Here is a 23368-nt window from a genome sequence, read left to right on the forward strand (position 1 = left end):
CTTCGCTAACTTTCGCGATGGGAGAGGGACCGGAGATGGGGCAGCGGGTTCCGAGACGCCATCTGGAGTTCGCGCGGCAGATGCGCGCCGAGGCGACCAAGGCCGAGAACATCCTGTGGCAGGCGGTGCGCAACCGCCAGCTCGAAGGGCTGAAGTTCAAGCGGCAGCAGGTTATCGCCGGCGTCATCGTCGATTTCGTCTGCTTCGAGGCGCGGCTGATCGTCGAAGTGGACGGCGGTCAGCATTCCGGCTCGACGCGCGACGTGGTGCGGGACGACCGCTTTGCGGCCGCCGGCTATCTGACGCTGCGGTTCTGGAACGACGAGGTCGAGCGCAACATCGACGGCGTCTGCGCCACCATCCTGGCGGAGGCGCTGCCGAGAAGGCACGACGGCTGAGCGCCTATCTCCCCCCTTGAGGGGGAGAAAGCGAAATCAGCATCTTAGCGAAGCTAAGTGCTAGATTTCGCAAGAGAGGGGGAGTCTGGGGCCGCAATCCTTCCAGCGACGCGCCCCCTCTCTTGGATTTTCTACGACTTAGCCTCCGCACCCCTGCGGGCTGCTCCGGCTAAGACCGTGAAAATCCATTCTCCCCCTCCAGGGGGGAGATAGCGGGCGGCGGCTTGCGCGAACCCTGCAGCCGCAGTGCCTTTCTGCGGAAAGTAAGTGGACTGTTTTCGGAGTCTCAATCAGGCTGGAAAAGCGGTTGATTGCTGCGGACTCGTGACTTGCTCTTGTTGAAAAGCCTATTCAAACCTTAGAAGGCAAATGCGGATTTAAGTGAATCTTTTTAGTGGGGGGAGAATGGCAGGCTTTGAGCGGTATGAGAAGGACATTGAGCGGTTAGCAAAGCAGGGCGGGAAGCTGGTGCTTGCAATGCAGCGTATGTACACCCCCGAGTCGGTAGCTAAGAGTGATCTGCCAGAAGAAGATTTCAAAAGTCTTCCGGATTTCCATTCGACCTATCAACAATGGTACTCCGAGGCTTTTGCTCTTGTCAAACAGCTAATCCCAGAAAGGGAAGAGGATTTTCGTGGATACTACATTCCAAAGGGAGTCAGAAAAGAAATACTATTTTCTAATTACACAATAAGTGATGCATTACGAGGCACGACAATTAGGCATTATGGAGACATTATCGCTGGTCCGGCTTCAGCTGTTCAGCCCATGTACCAGCAATTCAATATAATCGCCGGGTTATTGAATCGATTTCGGTCTACGCTCTACGATATCAAAACATTAGTTCACGCGGATATTTTAGATGATGAAATACAAGCAGCTGAAGAGTTGAATAAAAAGGGCTTTCAGCGAGGGGCGGGGGCGATTGCTGGTGTTGTTCTTGAAGGTCATTTAACTGCCGTATGCGAGCGTCATAATGTTTCGCTGCGCAAGAAAGAGCCCGCCATTTCCGATTTGAACGATGCCTTAAAATCTGCCGACGTGATAGAAACTGCGACCTGGCGGTTTATCCAGCATCTCGGAGACCTAAGGAATAAGTGCGATCATAAAAAGCAAACGGACCCCACAAAAGCTGAAGTGGACGAATTGATTGAAGGAGTCCGTAAAATCACCAAGACGGTCTTATGAAGGAGCAAAATACCTATCTAAAGGGCGATGGCATCTAACCCTTCACACCTCGCTCACAAACCCGTCCAGCACCCGTTTCTGCCCGGCCTTGTCAAAATCGATCGTCAGCTTGTTCCCGTCGATCGCAGCAATGTTCCCGTTCCCGAACTTCTGGTGGAACACCCGGTCGCCGACGTGGAACTTTGACGGTTCCGTCGCCACCGACTTCGCCACCAGCTCGCCTTCGATCGTCCGGCCTTTGACGCTGCCGCGGCCGGCGCCGTAGCCGGAGTCGGTTTCGCCGTAGCCGATGCGTTCGACGGCGTGGCCGGAGCGGGTGCCCCAGTTGCGGTCGGTGGCTTCGGTGCGGTTCTGTTGCGCGCGGGCCCAGCCGGGGGTGGCGTAGGTGTTGGAGAAGGCGCCGGAGCCGCCGGTGCCGCCACCCGCGCCGGAGCCGCCGCCGACATTGTCGAAGCGGGAGGCGCCGTAGGGGTTCTGCCGGCCGGCGAAGCCGCCACCCTGATTGCCGCCGCCGCGGCCCGACGCGAAGCCGCCGCCGCCATAGGGGGCGGAGTAGCCGCCGTAGGAGTTGCCGGCATCCGCAACCTCGACATGGGCTTCCGGCAGCTCGTCGAGGAAGCGCGACGGGATGGTGGATTGCCACAGGCCGTGGATGCGGCGGTTGGAGACGAACCAGATGTGCAGGTTCTTCTTGGCGCGGGTCAGCCCGACATAGGCCAGCCGGCGCTCCTCCTCCAGGCCGGTGCGGCCGCCTTCGTCCAGCGCGCGCTGGTGGGGGAAGAGGCCTTCCTCCCAGCCGGGCAGGAAGACGGTCTCGAATTCGAGGCCCTTGGCCGAGTGCAGCGTCATGATCGAGACGGCGTCGAGCTCGGCATTCTGCTCCGCGTCCATGACCAGCGCGACATGCTCGAGGAACGAGCGCAGCGACTCGTAGTCCTCCATCGAGCGGATAAGTTCCTTCAGGTTTTCGAGCCGGCCGGGCGCCTCGGCCGACTTGTCGGCCTTCCACATGTCGATATAGCCGCTCTCCTCAAGAATCTGCTCGGCGAGTTCGGTGTGGGCGGTGGTCTCGATCGCCTCCTGCCAGCGGCCGAAATTGGCGCAGATCTCGCGAAGTGCCGCGCGCGGCTTCGGCTTCATCTCGTCGCTCTCGGCGAGCTTGCCGGCGGCCTCCAGCATCGGGACGCGCAGAGCGCGCGCGGTGTCGTGGATCTGGCGGATGGCGCTCTCGCCCAGGCCGCGCTTCGGCACATTGACGATGCGCTCGAAGGCGAGGTCGTCGGCGCCTTGGGCGACGACGCGAAAATAGGCCATCGCATCGCGGATCTCCTGCCGCTCGTAGAAGCGCGGGCCGCCGATGACGCGGTAGTTGAGGCCGAGCGTGACGAAGCGGTCCTCGAACTCGCGCATCTGGAAGGAGGCGCGGACGAGGATCGCCATGTCGTTCAACGCGTGGCCGCGGCGCTGCGCCTGCTCGATCTCCTCGCCGACGGCGCGGGCCTCTTCCTCGGAATCCCAGGCGGCGTGGACCTGGACGCGGGCGTCGTCCGGGTCGGCATGGTCGGTGAACAGCGTTTTTCCCAGCCGCCCCTCGTTGTGGGCGATGAGATGCGAGGCGGCGCCCAGGATGTGGGCGGTGGAACGGTAGTTCCGCTCCAGCCGGATGATGGTGGCGCCGGGAAAATCCTTGTCGAAGCGCAGGATGTTGTCGACCTCCGCCCCGCGCCAGCCGTAGATGGACTGGTCGTCGTCGCCGACGCAGCAAATGTTGACGGTGGGCCTTTCCTTCTCCCCGTTCACGGGGAGAAGGTGGTCCGAAGGACCGGATGAGGGGCCGGCGCCAGGCTCGGCAGGGTTTGCGCCGCCCCTCATCGGCCTACCGGCATCTTCTCCCCGTGAACGGGGAGAAGAACGCTCTCCGCCCGGCCGCTGCGCCAGGAGCCTGAGCCACATGTACTGCGCGGTGTTGGTGTCCTGGTATTCGTCGACGAGGATGTATCTGAACCGCCGGTGGTAGTCGGCCAGCACGTCCGGGTGGTCGCGGAAGATGCGGATGGGGTGGAGGAGGAGGTCGCCGAAGTCGCAGGCATTCAGGCTCTTCAGCCGCTCCTGGTATGCGGCGTAGAGCTCGCGGCCCTTGCCGTTGGCAAAGGCGCGGGCGTCGCCCTCGGGGATGTCCTTCGGCGAAAGCCCCTTGTTCTTCCAGCCGTCGATCATCTGCGCGAACTGGCGGGCGGGCCAGCGCTTGTCGTCGAGGTTCTCGGCCTGGATGAGCTGCTTCAGGAGACGGATGACGTCGTCGGTGTCCAAAATGGTGAAGCCGGATTTCAGGCCGGCGAGCTCGGCGTGGCGGCGCAGGATTTTCACGCCGATCGAGTGGAAGGTGCCGAGCCAGGGCATGCCCTCGGCCGAGCCTTCGCCGATCAGCACCGCGATGCGCTGCTTCATCTCGCGCGCGGCCTTGTTGGTGAAGGTGACGGCGAGGATCTGCGACGGAAAGGCGAGGCCCAGCGACAGGATGTGGGCGATGCGGGTGGTGAGCACGCGCGTCTTGCCGGTGCCGGCGCCCGCGAGCACCAGCACGGGCCCCTCGGTGGTCTCGACGGCCAGCCGCTGCTCCGGGTTCAGTCCCTTGAGATAGGCCGGCTCGGCCGCGTGGCCGCCGCGCGCAGCCATGGCGCGGGCCGCAAGCCCGCCGGCAGGCTTCGCCGGAGCGCCGCCTCTCGGCGCGTCGAAGAAGGGCATGTCGTCGTCAGGGTAGTCCACCATTTGTTCCGAATGTAGTGATTCGGGACCGAAAGGCCAGAACAGGGGCGTGCGAGGCCGTGCGACGCACGCGCTGGCGCCACTTTACACTTCTTTACATTCGGCGCGAACGGCGGAAATGTCCGGACCCTAATGTGCCCCCATGCCAGCAGCGTCGCTGGACGAGATTCAAGAGGAGCACGGACATGAGCAACCAGGACAATTCGAACGCCGGCTATGAAGGCCCGGTGATCGACCACGATCCGAACGAGCCGAAGCGCAGCGGGCCGTCCGGCCTGACCTTCGTCGTCGGCGTCGGCCTCGCGGCACTGATCGCCATCGGCGCGGGCGCTGCGATCGCGCAGGGGATCGGCAAGGGGCCGATGGGCGGATTTGGCGGCCACATGGGCATGCGTTTCGCCGAGCATCGCTTCGAAAGCATCATGGACGAGATCGACGCCACCGACGAGCAGCAGGACAAGATCTGGGCGATCGTCGACCGGACCCGCGCCGAGATGCGGCCGATGGGCCGCGAGTTCCGCGGCATGCGCGAGGAGGTGGCGACGCTGCTTTCGGCGCCGACCATCGACAAGGCGGCGGTCGAGGCGCTGCGCGCCAAGCGGATCGCCGAGGTGGACGAGGCCTCGAAGAAGGCGGTGGCCGCGATCATCGAGGCGGCCGAGGTGCTGACGCCGGAGCAGCGCGCCAAGCTTGCCGAGGAAATGAAGGACAGGCATGAGGGTCGCGGCCGCTGGTGAGCGGCCGGGACGAGAGGATGAGACATGGCGGACGAGGTTCTGATCGTCGACGATGATGCGCGCCTCGCCGCCATGCTTTGCGAATATCTGTCCGGAAACGGGTTTTCCGTCGCGACCGCGGGCAGCGGCCGCGCGGGCGTCGAGGCGCTGCGGCGGCGACCTCCGGCCGCGGTGATCCTCGACGTCATGCTGCCCGATATCGACGGCTTCGAGGCCTGCCGGCAGATCCGCGCCTTTTCCGACGTGCCGGTGCTCATGCTGACCGCCAAGGGCGAGGAGACGGACCGGATCGTCGGCCTGGAGCTGGGCGCGGACGACTACCTGCCGAAGCCGTTCAATCCGCGCGAGCTGCTGGCGCGGCTGAAGGCGATCCTGCGCCGGCGTTCCGCGCCCGAGGACCGGCGCATCCTGCGTTTCGGCCGGCTGGAGATCGATCCTGGCTCGCGCGCCGTGCGCATCGACGGGGCGGACCGGCCGCTGACCAGCCACCAGTTCGACCTGCTCGTGGCGCTGGCCGAGAATGCCGGCCGCACGCTGTCGCGCGAACAGCTGATGGACAGGGTGAAGGGCGAGGAGCTGGAGGCGTTCGACCGCTCGATCGACGTGCACGTCTCGCGCATCCGCGCCGCGATCGAGACCGACCCGAAGAATCCGCGCCGGCTGATCACCGTGCGCGGCGCGGGCTACGTCTTTGCGCGCTACCAGGACGATGCGTGAGATGAGGATCTTCCGCATCCTGCGCGGCCGCCTCTTTGTCCGTATCTACCTGACGGTGCTTCTGTCGCTGGCGGCCGTCGCGGTGGCGAGCGGGCTCTACTGGGTCTCCGCGATCGATCGCGAGGAGGTGGGCTGGACGCAACGCCGCGACCGGTTCATCGCCGAGATGCTGCCGACGGGCGAGGACCCGGTGCTGACGCAGGCGACGGTCGAGCGTTTCGCCAGAGCCTTCCACGCCGACATCGCGCTCTATTCCGCCGACCGCCGGCTGCTCGCCGCGGCCGGCGACCAGCTTCCGCCGCCGCCGCGCCGGGGCTGGTTCGACGATAAGGACGACGATGACGACGGCGGCTGGTTCGACGACGCCGAGCGCAGGAAGCCGTTCGTGCTCGACCTGCCGGACGGGCGGGCGCTGGTGGCGCGCATCGACGCGCCGTGGGACGGACCCAAGCGCGGCGCGCTCGGCTATCTGGCGCTGATCGCGGCGGTGATCGCGCTTGTGGCCTACCCGTTCGTACGGCAGTTGACGCGGCGGCTGGAGAGCCTGCGCGCCGGCGTGGAGGCGTTCGGCAAGGGCGACCTCGTCACACGCGTGCCGGTGAAGGGCAGGGACGAGGTGGCGGCCGTGGCAAAGAGTTTCAATGCCGCTGCCGAGCGGATCGAACGGCTGGTCGGCGCCCACCGCGCGTTGCTGGCCAACGCCAGCCACGAGCTGAGGTCGCCGGTGACGCGGCTGAGGATGGCGATGGACCTCTACGAGAACCCGCAGGACGGAGTCTCGATGGACGGCCGGGCGCGCGACGAGATGCTGCGCAATCTCGGCGAGATCGACCAGCTGGTGGACGAGATCCTGCTCGCAAGCCGCCTCGACCACGTGAAGGGGCTGGAGCGGGCGGAGCCGCTCGACCTGTTCGCGCTGGTGGCGGAGGAATGCGCCCGGCACGGCATCGAGGCGACGGGCGCGCCGGCGGAGGTGAAGGGCGATGCGCGGCTTTTGACGCGGCTGACGCGCAACCTCGTGGTCAATGCGCTGCGGCATGGACGCCCGCCGGTGGAGGTCGAGGTGAGGGCGCGGGGAACGCGTGTCGAGCTCTCCGTCCGCGATCATGGCGACGGCCTGCCGAAGGGCGAGGAAACGCGCGTGTTCGAGCCGTTCTACCGTCCGGCTGGACGCAGCGAGGCGGCTGGCGGCTGGGGACTGGGCCTCGCGCTGGTGCGCCAGATCGCGGAACACCATGGCGGGACCGTGGGGGTGGAGGCGGCGGAGGGCGGCGGAGCGCGCTTCGTCGTAGACCTGCCGCTTGCGACCGCGCGAAGGTGAAGCAAGGACACGTGCGGCCTGTGCGCGCCGTCATCCTCGGGCTTGTTCCGAAGATCTACAACTTCTTCCGGCAATGCTCTGAAATTACGTGACAATTTTCAAAGCCGGCAGATCCTCGGGACAAGCCCGAGGATGACGACCACGCAGAGTGCCGCCGCGCCAAGGCTCTTTCTCAGAGCGTGTCGATCCTGACCATCCGGCAGGCGTCGGCGCCGTTCTCCAGCGTCAGCTTGACGCTTGAGCCCTTGAGCGTGCCGAACACGACCATCCGGTCATTGGCGACCTGCTCGACGCGGCCTTGCCGGATGCCGTGGGCTGCCGCCAGGCTGAGGGATGCGTAACGCGTGCACCATTCAGCCTGGCGGTCCCGACCGCCGGCGCCGCCCAGGCCGCCGGCCGTCTGTGCGAAGGCCACGGTGGCCGTGGCGCCCGCCGCGACGAGCGCCAGGGTGGCCAGGCCTCTCCAACGCTTGCGTCGCGTGCGCGCCATGGCTGCGCCCTCAGAGATAGTTGAAGGAGCGGACGGCGCAGCCGTCGCTGTGGCGATACATCGTCACCTTGACCGGCTTGCCCTTGTGGCTGCCGCGCACCGAGATGCGGTTCTCGGACACGCCGGAGACGTAGCGCTTCTTCACGCCCATCGAGGCGGCGCGGCCGAGGGCCTCGCCCTTCGAGCAGTAGCCGGCATAGTCGCCGTAATAGCCGTAGCCGTGATAGGCCGGGCCGACGCCGATACCGACGCCCACACCCACGCCGACACCGCCGATGCCGACACCGACGCCGGGGCCGAACCAGATCGAGTCGGCCTTGGCCGGAGCGAGCGAGCCGGCGAGCGCGGCGATGGCGATCGAGGCGGCGGCGAGGGAGGTCTTGAGAGAGGTCATTGGGAAGTCCTTTCGAAACTTTGTTGCTGATGGAGCGTCTTATCTGGCAACAATGTTTCGTCATCTTGCCGCTGCGAACGGCGCTGCGTTTCAGGACCGTCTCGATGATGTTGCACGACCTCACGCAACCGTGAACGTGCGCGGTCGTGGCTGGATCGCTATCTAGCGCGCGAAGAGAAGGAGAAGACCATGGCGAGATCGACCGTCCTCGTGCCCACCGAACATGCCTCGAAATATCTGCAGCAGCTCTGCAAGCACTGGACCCACCGCCTCGACGTCACGTTCGACACTCAGCATGGGACGGTGAAGTTCGAGGGTTCCGTCGCGACGCTGGATGCCAGGGACAGTGGCCTCGAAGTGACCCTGGAAGCCACCGACGCCGAGACGCTGGAGCGGATCAAGGGCGCGGTGTCGTCCCATCTCGACCGCTTCGCGTTCCGAGAGGCGCCGCTGAAGTTCGAATGGGTCGATGGATAACGCTCCCTCGCGCAGCCGGAGGCCGTCAAAGCTCGCGTTGTTTCGTTTGGGTTTGGGTCTCGCGGTTCAATCCGGGCCTATTCGGCCCAGGCCGAACGGTAGCTGGGCGACAGGGTGAAACCCACGGGGAGCGCCGATACGGGCGGCGGACGGCGCACCCCCTCGTGCAGATAGCGCAACGCCGCCGTCACGCCGTGCATGGTGTACGGCTTAACGATCACGCCGATCGCGCCGGCGAAATTGTCCGGAATGCGCTTCGGATTGGCGGTCATGAATACCACCATCGAACTCTTCTTTTCGGCGATGTATCGGGCCACGTCCACTCCGGTCGGACCGTCGGTCAGATGAACGTCGACGAAGGCAATGTCCGCCGTCAGACCATCGACCATCTCGCGAGCCTGACTGGAGGAGGTGGCCCACCCGACGACAGCGTGGCCCGCATCCTCAACCAGCGCCTCGAGTTCCATGGCAAGAAGGGCCTCGTCCTCGACGATCAGCACCTTCAGCGGTTCGTTTTCGCTCATTTGACCTATTCCTTCGGTGCGGGGATGGAGACGACGACGCGCGTGCCTGGCGCGCCGTCGCGCCATTCGATCGTGGCGTCGAGCTGGCGGGTGAGGGACCTGACGAGCCGCGTCCCGAAGGTCCCGCCGCCGAGTGCCGTAATTCCCCTGCCGTTGTCTGATATCTCGATCGTGTAGCGGTCGCCTCGATGCTCGATTGCAGTACGGATCAGGTGTTCCGCGCCATTTCTTCGGCCGTCGAAGGCGTGCTTGATGGCATTCGTGACGAGCTCGTTGACCATCAGCGCAACCGGCGTTGCCCACTGGGCCGGGATCGCGATCTTCTCGAGGTCGAACTCGGTGCGGATATCTCCCCGCCCGGACGCGTCAACCAGGTCGGTGACCAGGTCACGGGCGAACTCTGCCAGATCGAAACTCCGCACGTCGTCCGACTGATAGAGCCGGCGGTGAACGGTACTGACCGCCTCGATGCGCTCCAGCATGTTGGAGAGCGACTTGCGAATGTTCTCGTCCGGGATCGAACGGGACTGCATGACGATCAGCGAGGAAATCATCTGCAGATTGTTCTTCACCCGGTGATCGACCTCGTGAACCAGCATCTTCTGGGCATCGAGGGCCGCCTGCAGCTCGGCGGTGCGTTCGCGAACGGCTCGCTCGAAGCGGTCCTTGTCGGCGACAAGGGCATGCTCCGACTCCTTGCGGTCGGTCACGTCGAGCTGGGATGCAAAGAAGAACTGCAGGTCGCCGTCCTCGTTGGAGACCGGGCTGACGAACAGCGCATTCCAGAACGGCGAGCCGTCTCGCTTGTAGTTGAGAATATCGATGGCGATGTCGCTGCGGGTGGCGACGGCGTCGCGGATCTTGTCAATCGCCAGCGAATCCGTCTCGGGGCCTTGCAGAAAGCGGCAATTCCGTCCCAGCACCTCTTCGCGAGCGTATCCGGTGAGCCTCAGGAAGGCGTCGTTCGCAAACACGATTGGATTGTCGAACTGGCGCGGATCGGTGATCAGCATCGGCATGCGTGTGGCGCGGATCGCCGCGGCGAAAGGGTCGCCCTTGCCGTGTTCCGCATGCAAGCTGTCGGTCATGCGCCAAGCATCGACCGGCTCCCTGGTCGGCTTCGTATCCATTCAATCATCTCTCACTCGTCGGCGTTGGGGCATTAACGGGCGGGATCGGCAAAAGGTTCAAATGCCGTCGATCCGGTCGCCGGACGGAGAGATGCGCGAGATACGGATTTTTGCCGATATTGCCGCGCGTTGCACTCGGGGAATTATCGCCTAGAGGCTGATCCCGAGAGCTTTCGCGCAGTTATTTCCGCTTGATGCCGATCGAGCGGCCGGCGCGCGCCGGCATCGGCAGGCTCTCATGCGCGGCGCGCATCGCCTTGACCTTGTCGAAGACGTCGGGCGGGAAGGGGGCGACTTTCGGGCCTGACATATCGATGTGGAGCGTCAGCGTCTCCGACGTGGCAGCCAGCCAGCCGTCGATGTGGTGGAGCTCCTGGTAGGAACGCAGCCGCTTCTCGTCGTGATCGAGGAGATGGAAGGTCGCGCGCACCGCGTCGCCCAGATGCAGCTCGCGGACGTAGCAGATATGCGCCTCGGCCGTGTAGACGGTGAGCTTGCGCTCCTTCGCATAGGCCGGCCCCATGCCCAGCAGCTCGAAGGCATCGTCCGAGCACTTGTCGAACAGGACATTGTAATAGGCCATGTTGAGATGGCCGTTGTAGTCGATCCAGTCCTTCTGAATGTCCATGACCTTGGAGACGAAAGGGGCGGCGATCATAGTTCCTCCGGAAGGGTGGTTGCAGGCTGGAATGGCCGGTTCTAAAAGCCGAGGCACTCTACAGTCGCAACGGGCATTCACAAGGGCCGCCCAACGGTCCAGACCGGGAGGAAAGCATGGCTCTGACCGATCTCGTCGCCGTGAGGCGCAACGAGGAGGGGATCGCGGCGGTGGTCGGCATCCTCAAGCAGCGTTTCGGCGAGCGGTTCCAGACCAATGCCGACGTGCGCGCGGTGCACAGTCACACCACGACCTACATCCCGGCGCAGCTTCCCGACGGCGTGGCCTTTCCGGACAGCCGGGAGGAGGTGGAGGAGATCGTGCGCACCTGCGCCGCGCACCGGGTGCCGGTGATCCCGTTCGGCATCGGCTCCTCGCTCGAAGGCCATGTGAATGCGCCCGGCGGCGGCATCTCGATCGACACGTCGCGGATGAACCGCATCCTTGACGTGCATGCCGATGATCTCGACTGCACGGTGGAAGCCGGCGTGACGCGCGAGCAGTTGAACAGCTATCTGCGCGACACCGGCCTGTTCTTCCCGATCGATCCCGGCGCCAACGCGACGCTGGGCGGCATGGCGGCAACGCGCGCTTCGGGCACGAACGCGGTGCGGTATCTGACGATGCGCGAGAACGTGCTGTCGTTGACGGCCGTGATGGCCGACGGGCGCTCCATCACCACGGCGAGCCGGGCGAGGAAGAGCTCGGCCGGATACGACCTGACCCGGCTTTTGGTGGGCTCGGAGGGGACGCTCGGCGTCATCACCTCGCTGACGCTGAAGCTGCAGGGCATCCCGCAGGCGATCTCGGGCGGCGTGTGTCCGTTTCCAAGCCTTGAGGCGGCGTGCCGCGCGGTGATCGCGACGATCCAGATGGGCATCCCGGTGGCGCGGATCGAGCTGGTGAATGCGCTGCAGATGCGGGCGATGATCAATTATTCCAAGCTCGACTATCCGGAGAGCCCGTGCCTCTTCGTCGAGTTCCACGGCTCGGAGGCGGGCGTGGTGGAGCAGGCGGAACTGTTCGGCGAGATCACGGCCGAATATGGCGGCGGGCCGTTCCTGTGGACCAAGGTGGCGGAGGAGCGCGCCAAGCTGTGGAAGGCACGGCACGAGGCCTACTGGTCGTCGCTGACGCTGCGGCCGGGCGCGAAGGGCCTGTCGACCGACGTTTGCGTGCCGATCTCGCGGCTGGCCGACTGCATCGCCGAGACCGAGGCCGACATCGCCGAGATGGGGCTGATCGCGCCGATCGTCGGCCATGCCGGCGACGGCAATTTCCATGTTCTGGTGCTGCTCGACCCGGACGTGCCGGCCGAGATCGCGAGGACGGAGGAATTCGTCGGTCGGCTGAACCGGCGGGCGATCAGCATGGAGGGCACCTGCACCGGCGAGCACGGCATCGGCCAGGGCAAGATGGGCTTCCTCCGACTGGAGCACGGCGACGGCGTCGACTACATGCGCATGATCAAGCAGGCGCTCGACCCGCAGGACATCATGAATCCGGGCAAGATCATTCCCTTGTCCTGAACGGAATGAGCCGGACCGCCACTTTATCGACAGACTGCACCTGTTAGATTGGGCGTCCTCGAAAGGCGGAGCGGGACACTGGCGAGACTGTTTGTCATCTTCGGCGGGCTTGTCGTCCTGGTGCTGACGGCAGCGCTGGTCGGACCCTACTTTGTCGACTGGACGAGCTATCGCGGCGATTTCGAGCGCGAGGCGAGCCGCATCCTCGGCCGCGAGGTCAAGGTGGCGGGCAGCGCGACAGCGCGCATCCTGCCGTTCCCCTCCGTGACCTTCACCGACGTGCGCGTGGCCGGCACCGGATCCGAGCCGGCGCTGACGGCGGAAAAATTCTCGATGGACGCAGAGCTGGCGCCCTTCCTGCGCGGCGAGGTGCTGATCTTCGACATGCGGCTGGAGCGACCGAAGGCGGTGATCCATGTCGGCAATGACGGCGCGGTCGACTGGGCGGTGCGGCCGGACGCGCCGTTCGATCCCGGCAATGTCACGATCGAGAAACTGACGGTGACGGAAGGCTCCGTGCGCATCGAGCACGCCGCGAGCGGACGCACCCACATGCTCTCCGAGATCAATACGGACGTCGCCGCCACCACGCTCGCCGGCCCCTGGCGGCTGACCGGCTCGATGCGGCTCGACGGGGCGCTGACCGATTTCGACTTGTCGACTGGCCGCGTCGAGGACACTGGCGGCATGCGGGTGAGGGTGCGCGCCAAGCCGCGGCGCTATCCGTTCTCGGTCGAGACCGACGGCATGGCCCGGCTCGACCTCGGCGCGCCGAAATACCAGGCCGGCTTCAAGCTGTCGGCCTACGATGCCGAACCTTCGCTGCGCGGCGTGGACGGCGCGACCTTCGCGCTGAACGGCACGGCCGATGCGTCGAAGGGACCGCCCGACTATCGCATGAGCGGAAAACTGGAGCTTGACCACCGGCGGCTGGCGGCAACCGAATTCCTGTTCGAGACCGGGCCGCTCGCCGATCCGTATACGGCGGAAGGCAGGGCCGACATCGACCTTGGCGGCGAGCCGCGATTCTCGGTCGAGGCGACCGGGGCGCAGTTCCGCTTCGACGACCGCATCGGCGACGAGGCGGCCGGCGGTGTCACGCTGGAGCGACGGATCGCGGCGCTGAAATCCTTCGTGGTGGCGCTGCCGAGACCGTCGATCCCGGGTTCCGTCGAGGTGAACCTTCCGGCCGTGGTTGCCGGAGACACGACCTTCCGCGACGTGCGCCTCTCGGCCGAGCCGGCCGAAGGTGGCTGGAAGGTCGCGGACTTCGCCGTCTCGATGCCCGGCCGCGCGACGCTGGAGGCGGACGGGTTCGTCGCGACCAGCGAGGAAGATGCGCGCTTTGCCGGCGACATGGTGCTGGCGGTCGGCCAGCCATCGGGCTTCGCCTCCTGGCTGTCGAAAGATGTCGACGACGCGATCAGGCGGCTGCCGCGCGCGGGTTTTTCGGCCAAGGTGGATCTTGCCAGCGACCGGCAGACCTTCGGAGGGCTGCAGTTGCAGCTCGGGAACGCCCGTTTCGCCGGCCGGCTGGAGAGCATGACGCCGGACGATGCCAAGCCGTCGCTGCTGCTGGCGCTCGACGGCGGCGCCCTCGACGTCGAAGGGTTGGCCGCCTTTGCTTCACTGTTCGTGACCGATGCCGGCCAGACGCGGATCGAGGGGCGCGACCTCGACCTGAAGGTTTCGGCCGGCCCGGTGAGCGCCGGCGGCCTGACGGCCGGGCGGCTGGAGACGGCGTTCCGGCTGAAGGACGGCAAGCTCGACATCGACAGGCTGACGCTGACTGACGTGTCGGGCGCCAATGTCAGCGCCACCGGCACGATCGACGGTTTCCCGGCGGCTCCGTCCGGCAGCCTCGACGCGGCGATCGTCTCGGACGATCTGGCCCCGCTCGTCGCGGAACTGGGCGAACGCTATCCGGACAACCGCGTGGCAGCCGCGTTCGCCCGGCGCTTTTCCGGCCTGTCCGGGCTCGGCCGCGACGCCCGCATCAACCTGGTGGCAAATGCGACCGCGACCGGCGGCGCGCCCCACTACGCGATCAGCGCGGGCGGGACGATGGGCGGCGGCGAATTCACCCTGGCCTATTCCGCGACCGGCTCGCCCTTTGCGCCCGAGACGCTGGATGTCGACCTGACCGCCAGCAATGAGGATGGCTCAGCGCTGCTCGCGCTCTACGGGGTGCCGACATTGCCGCTGGTTGGGGCGGGACCGGCGACGACCGAGCTGACGTTGAAGGGCGCGCCGGCCAAAGGGCTGGAGACGCATGGCACGCTGACCGGCGACACCGCGACGGCGCGCTTCGACGGCACCGTGACCGTATTGGCCGACGCGGTGACGGCGAGCGGCAAGGGCAGGATCGAGGGCGCGGACCTGGAGCCGTGGCTGGGCGCCGCGGGCGTAACGCTGCCGGGCATGGGCCTCGGCATGCCGGCCGAGCTCGCCGCCGACCTGACCCTGTCGCCGCAGGACCTGAAGATCGCAAAGCTGGACGGATCGATCGGCGAGGTGGCGCTGTCGGGCGACCTGACCGCGACGCTTGCCGACGGCGTCCCGCATCTGGCAGGCGCGATGAGCACGGATTTCCTGCCGCTCGACTATGCGCTGGCGCTGGTGCTGGGCGAGGGGGCTTTGCAGGGCGACGCGGACGGATGGGCGAATGCGGCCTTCCCGCCGCGCGCCAACGCGCCGTTCAGCGCCGAACTGGAGTTGAAGGCCGGTGCGGTGGGCTGGGGCACGGAGACGGTGGCAACGGATGCGACGATGCAGGCGCGGCTCAGCCGCGAGGGCCTGTCGGTGGCGAACCTGTCGGCCGAGGTCGACGATGGCAAACTCGCCGGCCTGTTCGACGTCAAGAACAATGACGGCACCGGCGTGGTGACCGGCCAGGCGACGCTCACTGGAATGGATATCGCAACGCTGCCGGGTGCCGCCGCGCTGTCGGGCAGGGCGAACCTGTCGGCGAGCCTCAACGGCAGCGGCAAGTCGGTAGAGGCACTCGTCGCCTCGCTGTCCGGCACGGGTACCGCGGCGCTGTCCGACCTCGGCATACGCGGCATCAATCCCAATGCGCTGCCGGCGTTGATCGCGGAGGCTGATCGGGTCGGACGCGACATCAAGGAGGCGGCGGTGGCCGCGTTCGCGCCGGCGATTGCGGGCGAGGGCAGCTTTATGGGCGGGGCGGCGGAGCTGTCCTTCACGGTGGCGGGCGGCGTGCTGCGCACCTCGCCGGTGACATTGGCCGACGGCTCGACGCGGCTGACGGGCGAGCTTCGCGCCGACCTGCCGGCCTGGACCTTCGAGACCAAGGGCGAGATCGCCTACGATCCGGGCAACGAGGCTCTCGTCGGCTCGCAGCCCTCGATCAGCTTCTCCGCGGCCGGCGCGCCGGGGGAGGCGCAACTCGTCTTCGACGCGCAGCCGATGGCGCAGTTCCTCACCCAGCGCGCGCTGGAGATCGAACAGGCGCGGGTGGAGGCGATGCAGGCCTTGCTGCTCGAAAAGCAGCGCCTGCGGCGCGAGGTGCGCTATTACGCGGCCGTGCAGGAAGAGCGCGCCGAGCGCCTGCGGCTGGAGGAGGAGGCGCGGCTGAAAGCCGAGGAGGAGGCCCGTCGGAAGGCGGAGGAAGAAGCGAAGGCCCGCGCGGAAGAAGAGGCGCGCATCAGGGCCGAGGAAGAGGCGAAGCGGAAGGCCGAGGAAGAGGCGAAGGCCAAAGCGGATGCCGAGGCGAAGCGCCAGGCGGACGAGGCCGCACGTCTCGAGGCCGAAGCGGCGGCGAAGGCGGAGCGCGAGGCGCAGGCGAAGGCCGAGGAGGAGCGCCGCGCCCGGCTTGAGGCGGACGCCAAGCTGAAGGCGGCGCAGGATGCCCAGGCGGCGGAGGCGGAAGCGCGCCGGCAGACGCAAAGCGAGACTGCGGCGCCCTCTCTTGCGAAGCCTGACCCGCTCGTCGACATGGCCGGACGGCCGCAGGTGAACGGCGATGCGCCGCGCCCCCAGGCCATCGTGCCGAGCGATCCGCCGTCTCAGAAACAGGACGGCTTCACGCTCGACCGCCTGCTCAAGACCCTGGGAGGTGGGGGCTGACGGCCTCTTCGGCCTGCTCTATGGGAGTGGGCTGCTCTAGGTTCGGAAAAGGCGTGTCGTTCAGCCGGGCCGACCAGATCTCCATGACGAGCATCGTCACCGTCACCGCGAGCGGGCCGAGGATGACGCCCGGCGCGCCGAAAAGCGTGAGACCGCCGATCATCGAGATGAAGGCCGGCACGGTGTGCAGCCGCAGCCGGTTGCCGACGAGGATTGGCCGCAGGACGTTGTCGATGCTGCCGACGACGATCGCGCCCCAGAGCGCCAGGATGATCGCCTTGCCATAGCTTCCGTTGAGGGCGAGGATGAGCGAGGCCGGAATCCACACCACGAAGGCGCCGAGGACCGGCACGACCGACAGGAGGCCCATGACGAGCCCCCACAGCAGCGGTGCCGGCAGGCCGAGCGCCCAGAACATCAGCCCGCCGAGCGTTCCCTGCACGGCGGCGACGGCGAGCGTGCCGTAGACGGTGGCGTGCACCGTGTCGAACACGCGGGCGAACAGGCGCTCGTCCTCGGCCGGGGTCAGCGGCAGCCATGAACGGATGATCGTCTTCGCGGCCTGCCTGTCCCTGAGGAAATAGAACAGCAGGTAGAAGGTGAGCGCCACTTCCACCACCTGCAGCACCGAGCCGCGGACGAAGGTGGCGCCGATGTTGCTGAGCCAGGTGGCGAGGCTCGCCGCCAGTGCCGGCAGGTCGAGCTGGTGCTCGATCCACGCCCCGATGGGCGCGAGCCGCGGATAGGAATCGAGCATTGTCCTGAGTTCGCCCGCGGCAACCCGCCGCTGAAGAGACGTTGCGCCCGAGGCCGCCTCGCTCATCAGCCGCTCGATGACGAAGACGGCCGGCACTGCAACGACGATGACGAGGATCGCCACGGAAATCAGCGCTGCGACGGTGGGATTGCCGATCCGCCGCTCGATCCGGACATGCACGGGCACGAAGAGGATCGCCAGCGCCAGCGCCCAGGTGATCGCGCCGACGAACGGCCAGATCATGAGGATGCAGAGCGCGGCCCCGGCGATCGCGGTCGCGGCAAGCACGATCGGGCCGAGGCGGCCACCGGGCGGCACGTCGGGCTTGGCGTTCAAGGTGGCATCCTCGCAGGTGGATCTGGCGGCAAGGGGAGCATGTTTTGCCTGCCGGCGGCAACGGGGATTACTCGACAAGCCCATCATCGACAGCGGCCGGATGACCCGCCTGTGCCTGCCTCAGCGCATAAACGCGCAGGGCGGAGGAGAGGTTGGCGTCGCGCGGGCGCGCTGCGTCCACCTCCGCCACCAGCGCTGCGAAGCTGATGCCGCGGGCGGATGCGATTTCCTCGAGCGCGTCGAAGAATTCCTGTTCGACCGAGAAGGAGGTGCGGTGGCCGCGGATCGACACGGAGCGCTTGCGCACCGAACTCATCGCTGCCCGTCGGTATCGGGTTTGCCGAGACGATGGCCGTCGAGGAGGGTCTTGTCGCGCTCGCGGCTGGATTTCTGCTCCGCCTTCTCGGCTTTGCTGCGGCCGTGAAGCGCGCGGCTGGCGGCGGCGGCAGCGTCGTGCTCGGCGCGCGCCTTGCGCTTGCGGGCGAGACGGAGGTTGACGACCTCGCCCATCGCGGCGGCTACTTCTTGCGGAAGGCGTCGAGCGAGACCACGTCCGCGCCCTTGCCTTCGCCCTCGGCGGGCTTGTCGGCGTCGGCGGGCGCCTTTTCCAGCGCGGGCTCCGGCTTCTTGGCCGACGGCTTCGGCGTGGAGCGGGGCGCGGCCTGCGGCTTCGGCGTCTCGGCCTTCGGCAGCGGTGTCACGTCGCCCGCGACCGGCTCGTCGGTGCGCACGTCGAATTCGAGCTCGAAATTGACCGACGGATCGTAGAAGCCGCGCACGGCGGCGAACGGCACTTCGAGCTTTTCCGGCACGTCGGAGAAGGACAGGCCGACCTCGAAGCCGACATCGGTGACCTTCAGGTCCCAGTACTGGTACTGGAGGACGATGGTCATCTGCTCCGGATAACGCTCCTTCAGCCGCGTCGAGACGCGCACGCCGGGCGCGCCGGTCAGGAAGGTGATGAAGAAGTGGTGGTTGCCGGGCAGGCCGGTCCGCTGCACTTCCTGCAGCACCTTGCGCATGACGCCGCGCAGGGCTTCCTGCGCGAGGATGTCATAGCGGATGTGGTCTTCGGCCATCAGCCGTCATTCCCCGATTCAATTCCGGTACCTTTAATGAACAGCCTGCCGGACGTAAACGGGATATGAGGCTTGCGACCACGAAGCAAGGCGTTGCGCGGTCACGTTGCGAGGATCCGGGCGAGGATGAAGTCGACGCGGCGCTCGACCGTGTCTGTCGGCACCTCGCACAGGTCGTAGCCGAAGCCGGCATAGGTTTGTCGCATCGTCTCGCAGGTGGCCCTGGCTTCCGCAGGAGACTGTTTGCGTTCCGCGTCCGCATGGAAGATGTCGGCCCAGAAGGGCAGGACGAACACGCGCGGCGCGTAGCGAACCGTTTCGGCTGCCCGGATTACATGGCCGGGGATGGCGAGGCCGGACAGGCGCAGATAGCCGGCGACGTCCGGCACGCCGCGGTCGAACCAGATCGGGCCCGCGGTCAAGGCAGCCTCGGCGTGCGAGCGCAGCTCCCAGCCGAGCATCAGTTCGGCGAAGAGGGCGCGGTCGGCCCAAGGCAATGCCTGGCCGCCGATGGCGATCTGCTGGCGGATGATGGCGCGGCCCGCCTCCGGCATGACCGGGAAGCCACGCCGGGCGAGCGCGTCGAGAAGCGTGGTCTTGCCGGCGCCGGGGCCGCCGGTGACGATATGGAATCGATCTGACATGGAAAAGCTCCGCCGCCGGCGAAGAACTCGCGCGGACGCATCGAAGTTGGAGTGCAAGGGGGAGGGAAGGTGGAGGTTTCTGTTGCCAGGTACCTCCGAACCCCGCCTGAAGGTGCTAACCCACAGGGCTTGATTCGAGACTATCGCACTGCTTACGCAGCGAGACGTGCCTCAGCATAGTTGTCGTTGGCAACTATAGGTTTGACCCGATAACGGCGGTATCATGCCGGGCAAAAGCGCGATCTTTACACCCTCGTCGATCCTATTTCGCCCCCATCAGAAGATGCCGTGGCCGGCAGCTTGTGGTGGAGGCGCCGGGTACCGCCCCCGGGTCCGAATGGCTTATTTCATCGGCCGTTTATCGCCATAGCCGGACAAGCCGGCACGCCGAATATAGGTAGAGCGAAGGAGAAAGGGAAGGCCGTTCGGGTCGACGTTTCTGTGGAGAGGCCTGAGACGTCATATTCGCGCCGCGCCACACTTCTAGCCGTGCGGGCTCATGGAGAAACCTGCCTCATGCGATATCTCGTCGGCCTGCTCGCACTGGCTCTGGCTGCGCTCTATCTTGGGAACGCGTCGTGGCGCGCATCACTGCCGCAGGACAATCTCAGGCTGATCGCGCATCGCGGCGTCCACCAGACGTTCAACCGCGACAACCTCGAGAACGACACGTGCACGGCCGAGCGGATGGATCCGCCGACGCACGAATTCCTCGAGAACACGATCCCGTCGATGAAGGCGGCCTTCGCGGCCGGCGCCGACATCGTCGAGCTGGACGTGCATCCCACCACGGATGGCCGCTTCGCCGTGCTGCACGACTGGACGGTCGATTGCCGCACCGAGGGCAAGGGCGTGACGCGCGAGCAGAGCCTCGCCGCGCTCAAGGCGCTCGACATCGGCTACGGCTATACGGCCGACGGCGGCAGAACGTTTCCGTTCCGAGGCAAGGGCGTCGGCCTGATGCCGTCGCTGGAAGAGGTGTTCGAGGCGGTTCCCGAAGGTCGTTTCCTCGTCAACTTCAAGAGCAAGGAGGAGCGGGAAGGGCGCATGCTGGCGGACCTGATCGCGGCGCGGCCGGCGTGGCGGGCCGCGGTGTGGGGCGTCTATGGCGGCGATCCGCCGACCCGGGCGGCCGCGCAGCTGATGCCGCAGGCGAAGAGCTGGACGCGGAGCAGCCTGGTCGACTGCCTCGGCCGCTATATTGCGCTCGGCTGGAGCGGATACATGCCGCCAGCGTGCCGCGATACCACGGTGATGCTGCCCGTCAACGTCGCGCCCTGGCTGTGGGGCTGGCCGAACCTGTTCCAGGAACGGATGCGCGCGGCCGGCACCGGCATTATTCTCCTCGGCCCATATTCATCGGGCGACATGGGCACCGCGGGCATCGACACGGCCGAGGACGCGGAGCGCATCCCCGCGCCGTTCGACGGCTATGTCTGGACGAACCGGATCGAGACGATCGGCCCGATGCTGCGGCGGTGACGCCGCGCTGGGGAAAGCCGAGGATCGGACGTGCCTCCGGAGCCGCCTTGCTGTAGGATGGCGCGACAAGAATCGGCGGCCCTCATGAAGCAGTATCTCGACCTTCTCAGCCATGTGCTCGACAACGGCCTCGACCGGGGCGACCGGACCGGAACCGGCACGCGCGGCGTGTTCGGCTACCAGATGCGCTTCGACCTCGCGGACGGCTTTCCGGTCACGACGACCAAGAAGCTGCACCTGAAGTCGATCATCCACGAACTGTTGTGGTTCCTGAAGGGCGAGACCAATGTCGGCTACCTGCGCGACAACGGCGTCACGATCTGGGACGAATGGGCCGACGAGAACGGCGACCTGGGCCCGGTCTATGGCGCGCAGTGGCGGTCTTGGCCGGACGGCAAGGGCGGCACGATCGACCAGATCGCCAACGTGGTCGAGCAGATCCGCAACAACCCGAATTCACGCCGGCTGATCGTGTCGGCCTGGAACCCGGCCGAGGTGGACGAGATGGCGCTGCCGCCGTGCCACTGCCTGTTCCAGTTCTACGTGTCCGACGGCAAGCTCTCCTGCCAGCTCTACCAGCGCTCGGCCGACATCTTCCTCGGTGTGCCGTTCAACATCGCCTCCTATGCGCTGCTGACCATGATGGTGGCGCAGGTGACGGATCTGAAGCCCGGCGAATTCGTCCATACGCTGGGCGACGCGCACATCTACCAGAATCATTTCATGCAGGCGCGGCTTCAGCTGACCCGCACGCCGAAGCCGCTGCCGACGATGTGGATCAATCCGGCAAGGACGGACCTCTTCGACTTCGTCTACGACGACTTCCGGCTGGAAGGGTACGAGGCGGAGCCGAACATCAAGGCGCCGATCGCGGTGTAACCGTCCGGGGCGGCGCGTTTCCGCGCCGAAACCTGCATGCTCCGTCATGAAAGCGAAGCGTCTGTCGGCGAAGCGATTTCAGGTCTATCGTCGCTTCGGACCCAACCATCGGGACACATATTCATGCGCAAGCTTCTCGCCGCCGCTTTCCTGTCCGTCGTGCTTCCAGCATCGGCCCTCGCCAACGACACCAGCGCGCATTTCGCGGCCGGCGGGCTGATCTTCGTCCGCACAGATTCGATCTCGATGGAGAGCGAGGATCTCTACATCTCGCCCAGCGAGGTGCGCGTGGCCTACAAGTTCCGCAACATTTCGGACGTCGACGTGGAAAGCGTGGTGGCGTTCCCGATGCCGGACATCGCCGCCGATCCGCATTCGGAAGTCTCGATCCCTGACATGGCTTCGGACAATTTCCTCGACTTCACCGTGACGGTCGACGGCAAGGCGGTCGAGCCGACGCTCGACCAGCGCGTCTTCGCGGCCGAGGTCGACGTCACGGACGAGCTCAAGGCGGCCGGCATCCCGCTTTTTCCCTATGGCGACGCGGCCGAGCAGGCTCTGGCCAAGGTAGAGCAGGACAAGCTGGACGACTGGGTCGCGCGCGGCGTCGTGATGATCGACACCTATGACGTTGGCGAGGGGATGAAGGACCATTACGTTCCCTCCTGGACGCTGAAGTCGACCTATTGGTGGAAGATGAACTTTCCGAAGGGGCAGCAAATCGACGTGCGCCACAGCTACAAGCCGAGCGTCGGCGGGACGGTCGGGCTGACCTTTGTGACCGATGGTGCGGTCCAAGGCGAGCAGCGCGACCTCTACCGGCAGAAATACTGCATGGACGCTGCCTTTGAGAAAGCGGTGCAGAAGGCAGTCAACGCGGCGGAGGAGAACGTCACGCCCTATTACGAGAACTGGATCTCCTACGTGCTGACCACGGGCGGGAACTGGGCGACCAATATCGGCACGTTCAAGCTCACCATCGACAAGGGCAAGCCGGATTCGCTGGTCAGCTTCTGCGGCGAGGGCGTGAAAAAGACCGGCCCGACCACCTTCGAGATGACCGCGGAGGATTTCTATCCGGAGAAGGACATCGAGATCCTGATCCTCGACAAGCCGGCGGCGCAGTAGGCATGGACGTCGTCATCCATGCAGCGGTTGCCGAAAACGGCGTGATCGGTGCCGACGGCGGCCTGCCGTGGCGGCTGTCCAGCGATCTCAAGCGCTTCAAGGCCGGCACGATGGGCCGTCCGGTGATCATGGGTCGCAAGACGTTCGAGGGAATCGGCAAGCCGTTGCCGGGCCGCCTGAACATCGTTGTCACGCGCGACCGCGGCTGGTCGCATGAAGGCGTCGAGACGGCGGGATCGCTGGACGAGGCGATCCGCCTGGCGACGGCGCGCGCCCGCTGCATGACAGGCGTCGACGAGATCGCGGTGATCGGCGGCGGCGAGATCTATGCCCAGGCGCTGCCGCTCGCCGACCGGCTGCACATCACGCACGTGCTCGCCGAGCCCGCCGGAGACACGCGCTTTCCGGCGATCGACGCTTCAGTATGGACGGCGAAAACCTGTGAGGACGTTCCCGCCGGGGAGCGCGACAGCCATGCGACGCGGTATTGCGTCTACGAACGCAAACAGGGGTGAGTGGGGGCGGGAAACCGCCCGTCTGGCCCGTTGTATTAACTTCGCAATCGCTTTTAGCGAAGTGTCGCACCGGAAATCCGCCGTAATTGGCCGGCTCGCGTTGAAAGCCAGGCACCGCATCCCTATAACC

23 protein-coding genes and 1 other RNA gene are annotated in these 23368 nt (G+C 66.1%); 12 read left to right on the top strand and 12 right to left on the bottom strand.

Translation table 11 applies throughout. The features are described 5' to 3' along the window. Window positions 1-35 precede the first annotated feature (35 nt). Both B9Z03_RS16240 and B9Z03_RS16245 read left to right on the top strand, forming a co-directional pair. Window positions 36-398 carry an endonuclease domain-containing protein gene (locus B9Z03_RS16240; RefSeq protein WP_085465161.1) on the top strand — a complete coding sequence of 121 codons (363 nt, stop codon included), beginning with the start codon at window positions 36-38 and terminating at the stop codon, window positions 396-398. 405 nt (window positions 399-803) lie between these two features. Continuing rightward, window positions 804-1586 carry a hypothetical protein gene (locus tag B9Z03_RS16245; RefSeq protein WP_085465162.1) on the top strand — a complete coding sequence of 261 codons (783 nt, stop codon included), beginning with the start codon at window positions 804-806 and terminating at the stop codon, window positions 1584-1586. Between the two features lie 42 nt (window positions 1587-1628). Here B9Z03_RS16245 and B9Z03_RS16250 read toward each other — a convergent pair whose 3' ends face one another. Further along, window positions 1629-4355: an ATP-dependent helicase gene (locus tag B9Z03_RS16250; RefSeq protein WP_085465163.1), complete on the bottom strand. Its 2727-nt coding sequence runs from the start codon at window positions 4353-4355 to the stop codon at window positions 1629-1631. 182 nt (window positions 4356-4537) lie between these two features. On the opposite strand from B9Z03_RS16250, the gene B9Z03_RS16255 reads away from it, so the two are divergent. Genes B9Z03_RS16255 through B9Z03_RS16265 form a run of 3 tightly spaced genes read left to right on the top strand, consistent with a single transcriptional unit; the run spans window position 4538 to window position 7127 of the window. Further along, the gene (locus B9Z03_RS16255) at window positions 4538-5089 is read left to right on the top strand and encodes a Spy/CpxP family protein refolding chaperone (RefSeq protein WP_085465164.1); all 552 of its coding nucleotides are present in this window, start codon (window positions 4538-4540) and stop codon (window positions 5087-5089) included. 24 nt (window positions 5090-5113) lie between these two features. Next, window positions 5114-5806, top strand: a complete 693-nt coding sequence (locus B9Z03_RS16260) for a response regulator (protein WP_085465165.1) — start codon at window positions 5114-5116, stop codon at window positions 5804-5806. Window position 5807: 1 nt separating this feature from the next. Next, window positions 5808-7127: a sensor histidine kinase gene (locus tag B9Z03_RS16265; protein WP_085465166.1), complete on the top strand. Its 1320-nt coding sequence runs from the start codon at window positions 5808-5810 to the stop codon at window positions 7125-7127. A gap of 172 nt (window positions 7128-7299) precedes the next feature. Here B9Z03_RS16265 and B9Z03_RS16270 read toward each other — a convergent pair whose 3' ends face one another. Both B9Z03_RS16270 and B9Z03_RS29455 read right to left on the bottom strand, forming a co-directional pair. After that, window positions 7300-7617 (bottom strand): hypothetical protein, encoded by a 318-nt coding sequence (locus tag B9Z03_RS16270; protein ID WP_085465167.1) that lies wholly within the window; start codon window positions 7615-7617, stop codon window positions 7300-7302. Between the two features lie 10 nt (window positions 7618-7627). Then, on the bottom strand, window positions 7628-8011 hold the full coding sequence (locus tag B9Z03_RS29455) for a hypothetical protein (RefSeq protein WP_139832291.1): 384 nt from the start codon (window positions 8009-8011) through the stop codon (window positions 7628-7630). A 189-nt stretch (window positions 8012-8200) separates the two neighbouring features. Here B9Z03_RS29455 and B9Z03_RS16285 point away from each other — a divergent pair, with 189 nt between their 5' ends. Beyond that, entirely contained in the window at window positions 8201-8488 is a 288-nt protein-coding gene (locus B9Z03_RS16285) for a DUF2218 domain-containing protein (protein WP_085465170.1), read from the top strand. Between the two features lie 77 nt (window positions 8489-8565). Here B9Z03_RS16285 and B9Z03_RS16290 read toward each other — a convergent pair whose 3' ends face one another. From B9Z03_RS16290 to B9Z03_RS16300, 3 genes are all read right to left on the bottom strand, one after another. Beyond that, window positions 8566-9012, bottom strand: coding sequence for a response regulator (locus B9Z03_RS16290; protein ID WP_085465171.1), 447 nt, complete (start codon window positions 9010-9012; stop codon window positions 8566-8568). Between the two features lie 5 nt (window positions 9013-9017). Next, window positions 9018-10142 carry a histidine kinase dimerization/phosphoacceptor domain -containing protein gene (locus B9Z03_RS16295; protein WP_085465172.1) on the bottom strand — a complete coding sequence of 375 codons (1125 nt, stop codon included), beginning with the start codon at window positions 10140-10142 and terminating at the stop codon, window positions 9018-9020. Between the two features lie 181 nt (window positions 10143-10323). After that, window positions 10324-10800: a thioesterase family protein gene (locus B9Z03_RS16300; protein WP_244561760.1), complete on the bottom strand. Its 477-nt coding sequence runs from the start codon at window positions 10798-10800 to the stop codon at window positions 10324-10326. 116 nt (window positions 10801-10916) lie between these two features. Here B9Z03_RS16300 and B9Z03_RS16305 point away from each other — a divergent pair, with 116 nt between their 5' ends. Together B9Z03_RS16305 and B9Z03_RS16310 are read left to right on the top strand one after the other, a co-directional pair. Then, the gene (locus B9Z03_RS16305) at window positions 10917-12329 is read left to right on the top strand and encodes an FAD-binding oxidoreductase (RefSeq protein WP_085465173.1); all 1413 of its coding nucleotides are present in this window, start codon (window positions 10917-10919) and stop codon (window positions 12327-12329) included. Window positions 12330-12377: 48 nt separating this feature from the next. Then, window positions 12378-16418 carry an AsmA family protein gene (locus B9Z03_RS16310; protein WP_244561761.1) on the top strand — a complete coding sequence of 1347 codons (4041 nt, stop codon included), beginning with the start codon at window positions 12378-12380 and terminating at the stop codon, window positions 16416-16418. On the opposite strand, the gene B9Z03_RS16315 is transcribed toward B9Z03_RS16310, so the two are convergent. The 6 genes from B9Z03_RS16315 to ssrA all read right to left on the bottom strand — a co-directional run bounded on the left by B9Z03_RS16315 (window position 16393) and on the right by ssrA (window position 19657). After that, on the bottom strand, window positions 16393-17511 hold the full coding sequence (locus tag B9Z03_RS16315) for an AI-2E family transporter (protein WP_244561762.1): 1119 nt from the start codon (window positions 17509-17511) through the stop codon (window positions 16393-16395). The two genes, B9Z03_RS16310 and B9Z03_RS16315, sit on opposite strands and share 26 nt — an antisense overlap. 67 nt (window positions 17512-17578) lie before the next feature. Continuing rightward, a complete protein-coding gene (locus tag B9Z03_RS16320) occupies window positions 17579-17827 on the bottom strand; it encodes a ribbon-helix-helix domain-containing protein (protein WP_085465175.1) in 249 nt (82 codons plus the stop codon). Next, entirely contained in the window at window positions 17824-18021 is a 198-nt protein-coding gene (locus B9Z03_RS16325) for a DUF4169 family protein (RefSeq protein ID WP_085465176.1), read from the bottom strand. The genes B9Z03_RS16320 and B9Z03_RS16325 overlap by 4 nt, the downstream gene beginning before the upstream one ends. Window positions 18022-18029: 8 nt before the next feature. Further along, the gene (locus B9Z03_RS16330) at window positions 18030-18590 is read right to left on the bottom strand and encodes an SspB family protein (RefSeq protein ID WP_085465177.1); all 561 of its coding nucleotides are present in this window, start codon (window positions 18588-18590) and stop codon (window positions 18030-18032) included. A gap of 101 nt (window positions 18591-18691) precedes the next feature. Next, complete coding sequence (locus B9Z03_RS16335; protein ID WP_085465178.1) at window positions 18692-19234, bottom strand: AAA family ATPase; 543 nt, start codon at window positions 19232-19234, stop codon at window positions 18692-18694. Window positions 19235-19302: 68 nt separating this feature from the next. Continuing rightward, window positions 19303-19657, bottom strand: a transfer-messenger RNA (tmRNA) gene (gene ssrA / locus B9Z03_RS16340). Window positions 19658-19750: 93 nt separating this feature from the next. On the opposite strand from ssrA, the gene B9Z03_RS16345 reads away from it, so the two are divergent. The 4 genes from B9Z03_RS16345 to B9Z03_RS16360 all read left to right on the top strand — a co-directional run bounded on the left by B9Z03_RS16345 (window position 19751) and on the right by B9Z03_RS16360 (window position 23238). Continuing rightward, a complete protein-coding gene (locus B9Z03_RS16345; protein ID WP_085465179.1) occupies window positions 19751-20716 on the top strand; it encodes a glycerophosphodiester phosphodiesterase family protein in 966 nt (321 codons plus the stop codon). 84 nt (window positions 20717-20800) lie between these two features. Next, entirely contained in the window at window positions 20801-21595 is a 795-nt protein-coding gene (locus tag B9Z03_RS16350) for a thymidylate synthase (RefSeq protein ID WP_085467700.1), read from the top strand. A 123-nt stretch (window positions 21596-21718) separates the two neighbouring features. Continuing rightward, window positions 21719-22723, top strand: coding sequence for a DUF4424 domain-containing protein (locus tag B9Z03_RS16355; RefSeq protein ID WP_085465180.1), 1005 nt, complete (start codon window positions 21719-21721; stop codon window positions 22721-22723). Between the two features lie 2 nt (window positions 22724-22725). Beyond that, window positions 22726-23238 (top strand): dihydrofolate reductase, encoded by a 513-nt coding sequence (locus B9Z03_RS16360; RefSeq protein WP_085465181.1) that lies wholly within the window; start codon window positions 22726-22728, stop codon window positions 23236-23238. Window positions 23239-23368 lie beyond the last annotated feature (130 nt).

It is taken from the genome of Mesorhizobium australicum, assembly GCF_900177325.1.
GTDB classification, from domain to species: domain Bacteria; phylum Pseudomonadota; class Alphaproteobacteria; order Rhizobiales; family Rhizobiaceae; genus Mesorhizobium_A; species Mesorhizobium_A australicum_A.

What these genes read in the sequence shown, in the direction of transcription:
- B9Z03_RS16330 (WP_085465177.1), bottom strand. Translation starts at nt 18,590, where the DNA reads ATGGCCGAAGACCACATCCGCTATGACATCCTCGCGCAGGAAGCCCTG.
- B9Z03_RS16265 (WP_085465166.1), top strand. Translation starts at nt 5,808, where the DNA reads ATGAGGATCTTCCGCATCCTGCGCGGCCGCCTCTTTGTCCGTATCTAC.
- B9Z03_RS16300 (WP_244561760.1), bottom strand. Translation starts at nt 10,800, where the DNA reads ATGATCGCCGCCCCTTTCGTCTCCAAGGTCATGGACATTCAGAAGGAC.
- B9Z03_RS16325 (WP_085465176.1), bottom strand. Translation starts at nt 18,021, where the DNA reads ATGGGCGAGGTCGTCAACCTCCGTCTCGCCCGCAAGCGCAAGGCGCGC.
- B9Z03_RS16360 (WP_085465181.1), top strand. Translation starts at nt 22,726, where the DNA reads ATGGACGTCGTCATCCATGCAGCGGTTGCCGAAAACGGCGTGATCGGT.
- B9Z03_RS16320 (WP_085465175.1), bottom strand. Translation starts at nt 17,827, where the DNA reads ATGAGTTCGGTGCGCAAGCGCTCCGTGTCGATCCGCGGCCACCGCACC.
- B9Z03_RS16335 (WP_085465178.1), bottom strand. Translation starts at nt 19,234, where the DNA reads ATGTCAGATCGATTCCATATCGTCACCGGCGGCCCCGGCGCCGGCAAG.
- B9Z03_RS16295 (WP_085465172.1), bottom strand. Translation starts at nt 10,142, where the DNA reads ATGGATACGAAGCCGACCAGGGAGCCGGTCGATGCTTGGCGCATGACC.
- B9Z03_RS16350 (WP_085467700.1), top strand. Translation starts at nt 20,801, where the DNA reads ATGAAGCAGTATCTCGACCTTCTCAGCCATGTGCTCGACAACGGCCTC.
- B9Z03_RS16255 (WP_085465164.1), top strand. Translation starts at nt 4,538, where the DNA reads ATGAGCAACCAGGACAATTCGAACGCCGGCTATGAAGGCCCGGTGATC.
- B9Z03_RS29455 (WP_139832291.1), bottom strand. Translation starts at nt 8,011, where the DNA reads ATGACCTCTCTCAAGACCTCCCTCGCCGCCGCCTCGATCGCCATCGCC.
- B9Z03_RS16250 (WP_085465163.1), bottom strand. Translation starts at nt 4,355, where the DNA reads ATGGTGGACTACCCTGACGACGACATGCCCTTCTTCGACGCGCCGAGA.
- B9Z03_RS16260 (WP_085465165.1), top strand. Translation starts at nt 5,114, where the DNA reads ATGGCGGACGAGGTTCTGATCGTCGACGATGATGCGCGCCTCGCCGCC.
- B9Z03_RS16240 (WP_085465161.1), top strand. Translation starts at nt 36, where the DNA reads ATGGGGCAGCGGGTTCCGAGACGCCATCTGGAGTTCGCGCGGCAGATG.
- B9Z03_RS16345 (WP_085465179.1), top strand. Translation starts at nt 19,751, where the DNA reads ATGCGATATCTCGTCGGCCTGCTCGCACTGGCTCTGGCTGCGCTCTAT.
- B9Z03_RS16355 (WP_085465180.1), top strand. Translation starts at nt 21,719, where the DNA reads ATGCGCAAGCTTCTCGCCGCCGCTTTCCTGTCCGTCGTGCTTCCAGCA.
- B9Z03_RS16290 (WP_085465171.1), bottom strand. Translation starts at nt 9,012, where the DNA reads ATGAGCGAAAACGAACCGCTGAAGGTGCTGATCGTCGAGGACGAGGCC.
- B9Z03_RS16270 (WP_085465167.1), bottom strand. Translation starts at nt 7,617, where the DNA reads ATGGCGCGCACGCGACGCAAGCGTTGGAGAGGCCTGGCCACCCTGGCG.
- B9Z03_RS16245 (WP_085465162.1), top strand. Translation starts at nt 804, where the DNA reads ATGGCAGGCTTTGAGCGGTATGAGAAGGACATTGAGCGGTTAGCAAAG.
- B9Z03_RS16305 (WP_085465173.1), top strand. Translation starts at nt 10,917, where the DNA reads ATGGCTCTGACCGATCTCGTCGCCGTGAGGCGCAACGAGGAGGGGATC.
- B9Z03_RS16285 (WP_085465170.1), top strand. Translation starts at nt 8,201, where the DNA reads ATGGCGAGATCGACCGTCCTCGTGCCCACCGAACATGCCTCGAAATAT.